Source organism: Stenotrophomonas sp. GD03654 (assembly GCF_029845105.1).
Taxonomy (GTDB): domain Bacteria; phylum Pseudomonadota; class Gammaproteobacteria; order Xanthomonadales; family Xanthomonadaceae; genus Stenotrophomonas; species Stenotrophomonas africana.
Genome location: NZ_JAOCLC010000111.1, coordinates 1 through 9,243, shown reverse-complemented (window position 1 = coordinate 9,243; position 9,243 = coordinate 1). Strand labels below are relative to the sequence as shown.

Annotated in this window: 7 protein-coding genes and 1 riboswitch; of the genes, 3 read left to right on the top strand and 4 right to left on the bottom strand. The window is 67.7% G+C overall.

Going from position 1 to position 9,243, the window contains the following annotated elements:
• Positions 1-102: 102 nt before the first annotated feature.
• From N5J73_RS23245 to N5J73_RS23230, 4 genes are all read right to left on the bottom strand, one after another.
• Positions 103-2,076, bottom strand: coding sequence for an AsmA family protein (locus tag N5J73_RS23245; RefSeq protein WP_049447598.1), 1,974 nt, complete (start codon positions 2,074-2,076; stop codon positions 103-105).
• Between the two features lie 83 nt (positions 2,077-2,159).
• The gene (locus N5J73_RS23240) at positions 2,160-2,798 is read right to left on the bottom strand and encodes a hemolysin III family protein (protein WP_049447597.1); all 639 of its coding nucleotides are present in this window, start codon (positions 2,796-2,798) and stop codon (positions 2,160-2,162) included.
• A gap of 212 nt (positions 2,799-3,010) precedes the next feature.
• Positions 3,011-4,615, bottom strand: a complete 1,605-nt coding sequence (locus tag N5J73_RS23235; RefSeq protein WP_014038155.1) for a peptide chain release factor 3 — start codon at positions 4,613-4,615, stop codon at positions 3,011-3,013.
• Positions 4,616-4,681: 66 nt separating this feature from the next.
• Positions 4,682-5,566, bottom strand: coding sequence for a M23 family metallopeptidase (locus N5J73_RS23230; RefSeq protein ID WP_049447595.1), 885 nt, complete (start codon positions 5,564-5,566; stop codon positions 4,682-4,684).
• A 147-nt stretch (positions 5,567-5,713) separates the two neighbouring features.
• Positions 5,714-5,832, top strand: a riboswitch (SAM riboswitch).
• A 76-nt stretch (positions 5,833-5,908) separates the two neighbouring features.
• On the opposite strand from N5J73_RS23230, the gene N5J73_RS23225 reads away from it, so the two are divergent.
• The 3 genes from N5J73_RS23225 to N5J73_RS23215 are packed head-to-tail and all read left to right on the top strand — an operon-like array spanning position 5,909 to position 9,236.
• On the top strand, positions 5,909-6,940 hold the full coding sequence (locus N5J73_RS23225; RefSeq protein ID WP_049447594.1) for a homoserine O-succinyltransferase: 1,032 nt from the start codon (positions 5,909-5,911) through the stop codon (positions 6,938-6,940).
• Positions 6,937-8,172 carry an O-succinylhomoserine (thiol)-lyase gene (locus N5J73_RS23220; protein WP_049447593.1) on the top strand — a complete coding sequence of 412 codons (1,236 nt, stop codon included), beginning with the start codon at positions 6,937-6,939 and terminating at the stop codon, positions 8,170-8,172. The genes N5J73_RS23225 and N5J73_RS23220 overlap by 4 nt, the downstream gene beginning before the upstream one ends.
• A complete protein-coding gene (locus tag N5J73_RS23215; protein WP_049447592.1) occupies positions 8,169-9,236 on the top strand; it encodes a homoserine dehydrogenase in 1,068 nt (355 codons plus the stop codon). The genes N5J73_RS23220 and N5J73_RS23215 overlap by 4 nt, the downstream gene beginning before the upstream one ends.
• Positions 9,237-9,243: the final 7 nt, after the last annotated feature.

Sequence of the window (9,243 nt, the reverse complement as noted above, 5' to 3'; positions counted from 1 at the left end):
CGCCATCGAGCCTACAGGGACGTACTTGCGGCGTGTCCTGCCTGCGTCACCCGTCCCCCTCAAGCCACCATCAATGCAGGCGCCGCGAACAACGCTGTAATCCTACTTCGCATACTGCCCACCGCAGTCGGCGTCCTTCCCCGGCCCCAGTTCGATGGTCGCCAGCAATGCCGCCGGCGGCGCGATGCTGCCCAGTGCCAATGCCACGGCGCCACGAATACCCAACGCCTTGAAGTCCGGGCGGAATGACGGATCCTTGAAGGTGCCGGCGATGTGCAACGGTGAGCGCAGTACCAGGATGCTCTTGTCCTTGGGGCGCGGTTTCAGCAGCAGGTCCAGGGTCTCGTCGCGCAGGCTGACCGTGCCTTCGCCGATGAGGATCGTATCGGTGGTGTCCACCGCCAGCGCCTGGCTGGTCATCAGGCCTTCGCGCACGCCGAAGTCGGCGAAGGCGCAGCGCAGGGGAATCTGCTTGTCGCCGGTCACCAGGAATTTCAGCGACTCGGTGATGTCCAGGCCGGCCAGTTCCATCACCAGGTTGCCGACATGGCCACGGCCCATCGCCAGGCCGACCTTGCCATTGCTGCTGCCGAGCATGGCGGCGATCGAGTTGCCGCGGCCGCTCAGGTCCACTTCGCCGCCGATGCCGCCCTTGGCCTGTTCAGCCAGTTTCGCGTCCGGGAACAATTGACCCAGCTGCACGCCGCGCACGCTGGCCTTCAGCGCGGTGCTGATCTGCGGGCGACGCGCGTCCATGCGGATCGTGCTGCGGATGTCGCCACCGGCGACGCCGAAGTTCAGCGGGTCCAGTCGCAGCACGCCGTCATCCAGCAACAGGTGCGCGTCCATGTCGTCCAGCGGCAATGAAGGGGCGTTGATGCGGTGGGCCTTCCAGCGCACGTCGGCATCCATCGCGCGCAGCTTGCCGAGGTTGTAGGGCGTGTCGGGCAGCACGCGTGCACGGGCAGCCACCCGTGCGGCCTCGGCCTTCTGTTCTGCGTTGGCGGTTTCGCCGCCGCCGGTCTTTGGCGGGGCACCGACGAAGCCGGCCAGATCATCGAAGTCCAGCCGTTTGGATTCCAGCGTGGCCGTCAGCCGCGGCCGTGCGCCGCCCACTTCGAACTGCAGGTTGCCGCCGAGATCACTGTCGCCGACCTTGCCGGTGAACTGCTCATAGCGCCAGACGTCGTGGTCGCGCTTGAGGCGGCCGTTCAACGCATAAGGGGGCGACGGCGGAATGGCAATGCCGAGCAGCGGGTAGAGGTCGGCCAGGTCTTGGCCGCTGAGCGCGAACTGCAGATCGAACACACGCAGCTGGAAGGGATTGGTCAGCGTGCCACTGGCCACCGCGTGGGTGGCGCCTGCCCGACCATCAAGATGGATGCGGAACGGGTGGTCGCTGTCGGTCAGCTCAAGCGGTGATTCGGTGCCGCCACGCAGGGTGAATGGATTGCCCTGCCAGTGTCCCTTGCCCTGTACCAGAAGCGGTGGCGCAGCGTCGGCCTGTTTCGGCTGGCCGCTGCGCATGTCCACGCGGATATCAGTGCGGCCCAGCGCATCGAGGAACTGCAGGCGCCCATCGTCGATGCGCAGCCGTTTGAGCTGCGGACTGGTCCCGCCGGTGCTGCCACCGAGGAAATCCCAGTTGCCCGGGTCGCCCTTGCGCGGAGCGGTTTCCAGCAGCACGTCCGGCCGGGTCAGGCGCACTTCGGGCAGCTGCACGCTGCCGCGGAGCAGGGGCCAGACCCGCACGTCGATCTCGACGCGGTCGGCGCTGGCCATGTCAGGCTGCTTTGCCCAGCTTGCATTGGCGAAGGTGATCGCATCGGCGCGGATGGTACTGGTGCGGCCGAGGTCGACATCAAGGTTCCCGATGTGCAGCACACGGCCGGTGCGGGCCTGCACCGCGCGCTCCACCGGTCCCTTGAACCAGTTCCAGTCCCACAACGCGATCAGCAGCAGGATCGCTGCCAGCAGGAAGATCAGGATCGTAAGCCAGCGCCGGCCTCGTGGGCCGGGGCGGCGGAGGCGCCAGGGGGTCGTGCGCTTTGCGGCAGGGGAGGCGGCAGCATTCACGCTGCCATGGTTGCCTCCTCTTCGTGGACAGGGCGCGAAGCGTCCATGTGCATGGTGTGCACACGCGGCCCGTGCGCGGCCGTTTACAGCACCTGCATGGTGACGGCGACGAAGTGGCAGACACTGCCACCGATCACGAACAGGTGCCAGATCGCGTGCGAGTACGGGATCGATTCACGGTGGTAGAAGTAGGTGCCCAGCGTGTACGACAGGCCGCCGGCGAACAGCCAGGCGAGGGTGCCGCCGTCGATGGAGGCCCACATCGGCTTGATCGCCACCACCACCAGCCAGCCCATGGCGATGTAGATCACCGTGGAGAGCACCTTGAAGCGGCCGGTGTAGAACAGCTTGAACACCACGCCGCCCAGCGCCAGCGCCCAGATCGCGGTGAACAGGCCCCAGCCCCACGGGCCGCGCAGGCCGATCAGGGTGAACGGGGTATAGGTGCCCGCGATCAGCACATAGATCGCGCAGTGGTCGAACACCTTCAACCGGCCCTTGGCGACCGGATGCTGGATGGCGTGATACAGGGTGGAGGCGGTGTACAGCAGCAACAGCGCGATACCGAAGACGATCGCGCTGGCCAGCTGCCAGCCGTCGCCGTAGATCGCAGCCAGGGTGATCAACACCGCGCTGGCGGCCAGGGCGAATACCGCGCCCAGACCATGGGTCAGGGCGCTGGCGATTTCTTCACGGATCGAAGCAATGGACGTCGTGGACATGGGCGTGGGCATCGGTCACGGGGAGGGGGACCCGCGTCCCCCTATCATCGCCGCGATGGGCGACATGTGCACGCCCGTCACCGTATGGTGGGTGAATCCCTGCATTGCGCCGATGAACCCATGATCGGTAGATCCACGCCATGCGTGGATGAACCGCCCGCGACGGCTGGGTCAGAGCCCTTTCCTGCGGAAAGGAATCCGACCCCTTGGCATCAGCCCACCGAAACCGTATGCGCCGCTTCGCGGGTGGCCGAGAAGCGCACATCCGGCGAGCGTTCCTGCGCCAGCTGCAGGTTGACCCGGGTCGGTGCCAGGTAGACCAGGTGTCCGGCCGCATCCAGTGCCAGGTTCAGCGCGTTCTTCTCGCGGAACTCTTCAAGCTTCTTCTCGTTGCTGCAGTGGACCCAACGCGCGGTGGTCACGCTGACCGGCTCGAAGGTGGCTTCCACGCCGTACTCGTCCTTCAGTCGGTAGGCGGCGACGTCGAACTGCAGCACACCCACCGCACCCAGGATCAGGTCGTTGCTGGTGAGCGGGCGGAAGAACTGGGTCGCGCCTTCCTCGGACAGCTGGGCCAGGCCCTTCTGCAGCTGCTTGAGCTTGAGCGGATCACGCAGGCGTGCGCGGCGGAACAGTTCCGGGGCGAAGTTGGGGATGCCGGTGAAGGTGACCGCTTCGCCTTCGGTGAAGGTATCGCCGATGGAAATGGTGCCGTGGTTGTGGATGCCGATCACATCGCCCGGCCAGGCTTCGGCGGCAATCTCGCGGTCGCTGGCCATGAAGGTCAGCGCGTTGGCCAGCTTCATTTCCTTGCCGGTGCGTACGTGGAAGGTCTTCATGCCGGCGCTGAAACGGCCCGAGCAGACGCGCATGAACGCGACGCGGTCACGGTGTTGCGGGTCCATGTTGGCCTGGATCTTGAACACGAAGCCGGTCAGCTTGTTCTCTTCCGGGGCGATCTCGCGGCCGGTGGTGGAGCGTGCCTGCGGGGACGGCGCATGCTCGACGAAGAAGTCCAGCAGCGGTTGCACGCCGAAGTTGTTCACGCCCGAGCCGAAGAACACCGGGGTCTGCTTGCCGGCGCGGTAGGCGTCCAGGTCGAACGGATGGCTGGCGCCCTGCACCAGTTCCAGTTCGTCGCGCAGGTCGGCCAGCATCTGTGCACCGATCTTCTCGGCCAGGCCGGGGGCATCGATGGACGGGAAGATGGTCGAATCCTGGCGGGTGAAGTTGCGGCCCGGCTCGTACAGGTGCACTTCGCCGGTCAGCAGGTGGACCACGCCCTTCAGGCGCTGCCCCATGCCGATCGGCCAGGTGACCGGCGCGCACTGGATGCCCAGCACGGTTTCCACTTCATCCAGCAGTTCGATCGGGTCCTTGCCCTCGCGGTCGAGCTTGTTGATGAAGGTCATGATGGGGGTGTCGCGCAGGCGGCAGACTTCCATCAGCTTGATGGTGCGCTCTTCCACGCCCTTGGCCACGTCGATCACCATCAGCGCCGAATCCACCGCGGTCAGCACGCGGTAGGTGTCCTCGCCGAAGTCGGCGTGGCCGGGGGTGTCGAGCAGGTTGACGATCTTGCCTTCGTACGGGAACTGCATCACCGAGGAGGTGACGGAGATGCCGCGCTCCTTTTCCAGCGCCATCCAGTCGGAGGTGGCGTGGCGGGCGGCCTTGCGGCCCTTGACCGAACCGGCCATCTGGATCGCGCCTCCGAACAGCAGCAGCTTTTCGGTCAGCGTGGTCTTGCCGGCGTCAGGGTGGGAAATGATGGCGAAGGTGCGGCGACGCGACGCTTCGTTGGCGACTTCGGACATGGCAGTGGCGCCCGCCCGGGGCGCTTTTCAAAGAGATAAGCGCCCGATTATACCGGCCGGGGCCGTTCAGCGCCCGATGCCGCCCTCGGCCTCGCGCTGGCGGGCGAACTGCAGCTGGCCCTGCTCGGCGAAGATGCGCACCGGCACCGAGTGCAGGCCCATGCCGCGGTTGACCTGCACCACGAAGTGCAGGTGCGGCGCGCTGCTGAAGCCGCTGTTGCCGGACAGGCCGATCGGCTGCCCGGCGCCCACCGCTTGGCCACGACGCACGCGCATGCCACCGGCCTGCAGGTGGCCGTACAGCGCCATGCTGCCATCGCTGTGCAGCACGCGGATGAAGTTGGCGCGGCCAGCATCGCGTTCGCGGTCCTGGCCGTTGCCACGGAAACCGTCCTGGATCTGCATCACCGTGCCCTCGCGCGCGGCCAGTACCAGCGTGCCCTCCGGCAGCGCGAAGTCGACCGCGTCGCGGTTCTCCTCGTCATCGTGGCTGAACCGCCCCTGCGGGGCCTGGTCCACGCGCGGACGGGCCGCATCGAACGGCAGGCGGTAGGCGACATCCTCGGCCTGTGCGGCTGGATTGCCCGGCACCGAATGCAGGCGCAGGTCCAGCGCGCGGCCATTGAGCGGGGCGGGCAGGTGACCGACCACCAGGCTGCTGTCGCCCTGGATCAGCGACTCGACCGGGAGGCCTTCGACCGGGTGTCCGGGTGCAGCGCGCAGCTGGATCTGCAGCGGTCCTGCCAGCCCATTGTCGATCCGGGCCTGCCATTGCGTGCCGACCGGCTGCAGGCGCAGCTGGGCCATGGGGGTGGCGCCCTCGACACTGCCTGCGCGGGTGGCTGGGCCGGAGGGGGGAATCAGTCCCCAGCCCTGGCGCCAGTCGCCGGCGTGTGCAGTCGCGCTCGTCAGCAGAGCCAACAGCAGGCAGGACAGGGGCAGGCGCGGCATCGGCGTTTCCAGCGAGAGGACCGCCGGGACTGTACCCGATCCTGAACGGGGCGACCGGGACAGCCCTCGCAGAGTGGACCTGAAAATATTCATCGCTTTATCCGCATGAAGGGATTGACAGTGCCGGAAAGGGCTGGCATCGTGGCCCCACCATCGAGACCGGCAGAGGGACAGGCCCTTTGAAGCCGGGGCAGCCCGCGGATGCGAAAGCGTCTGCGTAGGTGCCAAATCCTGCGGGGACCGTGGCGTCCACCGAAAGATGGTTCGAACCATGCACCGCACGTGCATCTCGAACGCGGGCCCGCGAAGGCTCGATGGCCGATTCCCCAACCGGATCCCGCCATGAGCTTCGCCGCCAGTACCGCCATTCGCCCCGAACCCTTTGTCCCCGTCAGCGTGCCGGTCGAAGACCATATGCATGCCGAGCGCGGTGAGTTCGCCGCGGTGCTGTCGATGCGTCACGCCGGCGCCAGCCCGGTGCGCCTGCGCTATGAGTGGGTCGGCCCGGCCACTGCGCCGGTGGTGGTGCTGGCCGGTGGCATCTCCGCCCATCGCCATGTGGCGTCCAACGCGCAGTTCAGCGAGAAGGGCTGGGCCGAAGACCTGGTGGGCAGCGGGCGCGCGCTGGATCCGCAGCAGCTGCGCGTGCTGGCCTTCGATTTCATCGGTGCCGACGGTGCTCTGGATGTGCCGATCGATACCGCCGACCAGGCTGATGCGTTGGCACTGCTGCTGGATCATCTGGGTATCCGCACGCTGAAGGCCTTCGTCGGCTACTCGTATGGCGCGCTGGTCGGCCAGCAGTTCGCGATCCGGCATCGTGCCCGCGTGCGCCAGCTGGTGCTGGCCAGTGGTGCGCACCGCCCACACCCGTATGCCGCCGCCTGGCGCGCATTGCAGCGCCGCGCGGTTGCGCTGGGCCAGCTGCAGTGCGGTGAAGACCACGGGCTGGCGCTGGCACGGCAGTTCGCCATGCTCAGCTACCGCACGCCGGAAGAATTCGGCGAGCGCTTCGACGCCGCACCGGAAGTGATCAATGGCCGCGTGCGCGTCGCCGCCGAAGACTATCTTGACGCTGCCGGCGCGCAGTATGTCGCGCGCACGCCGGTGACCGCCTACCTGCGCCTGTCCGAATCGATCGACCTGCATCGCGTCGACCCTGCTGCGATCCTGCCGCCCACCGTGGTGGTAGCCGTGGAGGGCGATCGCCTGGTGCCGCTGGCCGACCTGGTCGGCCTGGTCGAAGGGCTGGGCCCGCGCGGCAGCCTGCGCGTACTGCGCTCGCCCTACGGCCACGACGCCTTCCTCAAAGAAACCGATCGCATCGACGCGATCCTCGCCACCGCCTTCCGCACTTCTGGAGAGTCCGCATGAGCCTGCACGCCAACGAGCCGTCCTGTAGTCGCACCACCGCCGCCGTCCGCGCCGGCATCGATCGTGACACCGCGCATGGGGCGGTCACGCCGCCGATCGTGCTGTCGTCGAATTTCAGCTTCGAAGGCTTCGGCAACAAGCGGCAGTATGACTACACGCGCAGCGGCAACCCCACGCGTGACCTGCTGGGTGAAGCGCTGGCGGAACTGGAGGGCGGCGCCGGTGGCGTCATCACTGCGACCGGCATGGGCGCGATCAACCTGGTGCTGAACGCGCTGCTGCAGCCGGGCGATACTCTGGTCGTGCCGCACGATGCGTACGGCGGCAGCTGGCGCCTGTTCAATGCGCTGGCGAAGAAGGGCCACTTCGAGCTGGTCACCGCCGACCTGACCGATCCGCGCGCGCTGGCGCAGGCGCTGGCCACCCAGCCGAAGCTGGTGCTGGTGGAAACGCCGTCCAACCCGCTGCTGCGCATCACCGACCTGCGCTTTGTCATCGATGCCGCGCACAAGGCCGGTGCGCTCGTGGTGGTCGACAACACGTTCCTGTCGCCGGCCCTGCAGCAGCCGCTGTCGTTCGGTGCGGACCTTGTGCTGCATTCCACCACCAAGTACATCAATGGCCACAGCGATGTGGTGGGCGGTGCGGTGGTCGCGCGCGATCCGGCATTGCACGAGCAGCTGGTGTGGTGGGGCAACGCGCTGGGCCTGACCGGTTCCCCGTTCGACGCCTTCCTGACCCTGCGCGGCCTGCGCACGCTGGATGCGCGCCTGCGCGTGCACCAGGAGAACACCACGTCGATCGTTGCCCTGCTGGACCAGCATCCGGCGGTCGGCCGCGTCTATTATCCTGGCCTGGCCGACCACCCGGGCCACTCCATCGCCGCCCGCCAGCAGAGTGGTTTCGGCGCGATGCTGTCGTTCGAACTGGCCGCGTGCGAAGGTGATGATCCGCATGCCGCAGTGCGTGCCTTCGTCGATGGCCTGCGCTGTTTCACCCTGGCCGAATCGCTGGGCGGCGTCGAAAGCCTGATCGCGCATCCGGCCACCATGACCCATGCGGCGATGAGCGCCGAAGCGCGTGCCGCCGCCGGCATCAGCGAAGGGCTGCTGCGCCTGTCGGTCGGCATCGAGGCAGAGCGTGACCTGCTGGCCGATCTCGGTGCCGCGCTGCAGCGCGCCGAAGCCGTGATCGATGCAGCCGCGCGCCGCAAACAGGTGGTGGACGCATGAGCGCGCTCGCCGCTGAAGTTCCTGCACTTGGCGTGGGGCGGCTGGCGCTGCTCGGCACGGGCACGGTGGGCTCGGCCTTCGTGCAGCGCTACCAGGCGTTGCAGGCACGTGGGCTGGAACTGCCCAGCGTGCAGTGGCTGGCCAATTCGCGCACCGCGCTGGCGATCGACCGCGATCTGGCGTTGCCGCTGGAGCTGGCACGGCGCGCACCGCGTGACGGCCTCAGCTCGCCGCCGTGGGCCAGCGCCGAAGGACTGGAGCGTGGTGATGTGGTGGTCGACGCAACTGCCAGCGAAGACGTCGCCGCGCGCCATGTGCAGTGGCTGGCGCGCGGCGTGCACGTGGTGACCGCCAACAAGCTGGGCCGTGGTGCGCAGCTGGCTCGTGCGCAGGCCATTGCGGAAAGCTGTGCCGACAGTGGCGCGCGTTATGGCGACAGCGCTACCGTCGGTGCCGGCCTGCCATTGTTGAGCAGCCTGCGCGCGCTGGTCGCCGGTGGCGACCATATCCATGCCATCGAGGGCGTGCTGTCCGGTTCGTTGGCGTGGCTGTTCCATCGCTATGACGGCCAGTCGCCGTTCTCGGCGGCGGTGCGCGAGGCGCTGGCGGCCGGTTATACCGAACCGGACCCGCGTCTGGACCTGTCCGGCGAGGACGTGCGCCGCAAGCTGCTGATCCTGGCGCGCAGCAGCGGGCTGGCGCTGGATGCCTCGCAGGTGCAGGTGGATTCACTGGTGCCTGACGCGCTGGCAGCGTTGCCGCTGGAGCACGCAGTGGCTGCACTGGAGCAGTTGGATGCGCCATTGCAGGTGCGTTGGCAGCAGGCACGCGACAACGGTCGTGTGTTGCGTTTCGTTGGCCGTGTTGACGGCGAGGGTGCGCAGGTGGGCCTGCGTGAATTGCCGGCCGATCATCCGCTGGCGCAGGGGGCAGGCACCGACAACCGCGTGGCCATCCACAGCGATCGCTACCACCGCCAACCCTTGTTGATCCAGGGGCCAGGTGCGGGCGCGGAAGTCACCGCCGCTGCGCTGCTGGATGACGTGCTGCGCATCGTAAGTTGATCGCATC

Coding starts and splice junctions, on each gene's coding strand:
- N5J73_RS23235 (WP_014038155.1), bottom strand. CDS start 4,615: ATGTCCGAAGTCGCCAACGAAGCGTCGCGTCGCCGCACCTTCGCCATC.
- N5J73_RS23240 (WP_049447597.1), bottom strand. CDS start 2,798: ATGTCCACGACGTCCATTGCTTCGATCCGTGAAGAAATCGCCAGCGCC.
- N5J73_RS23230 (WP_049447595.1), bottom strand. CDS start 5,566: ATGCCGCGCCTGCCCCTGTCCTGCCTGCTGTTGGCTCTGCTGACGAGC.
- N5J73_RS23225 (WP_049447594.1), top strand. CDS start 5,909: ATGAGCTTCGCCGCCAGTACCGCCATTCGCCCCGAACCCTTTGTCCCC.
- N5J73_RS23215 (WP_049447592.1), top strand. CDS start 8,169: ATGAGCGCGCTCGCCGCTGAAGTTCCTGCACTTGGCGTGGGGCGGCTG.
- N5J73_RS23220 (WP_049447593.1), top strand. CDS start 6,937: ATGAGCCTGCACGCCAACGAGCCGTCCTGTAGTCGCACCACCGCCGCC.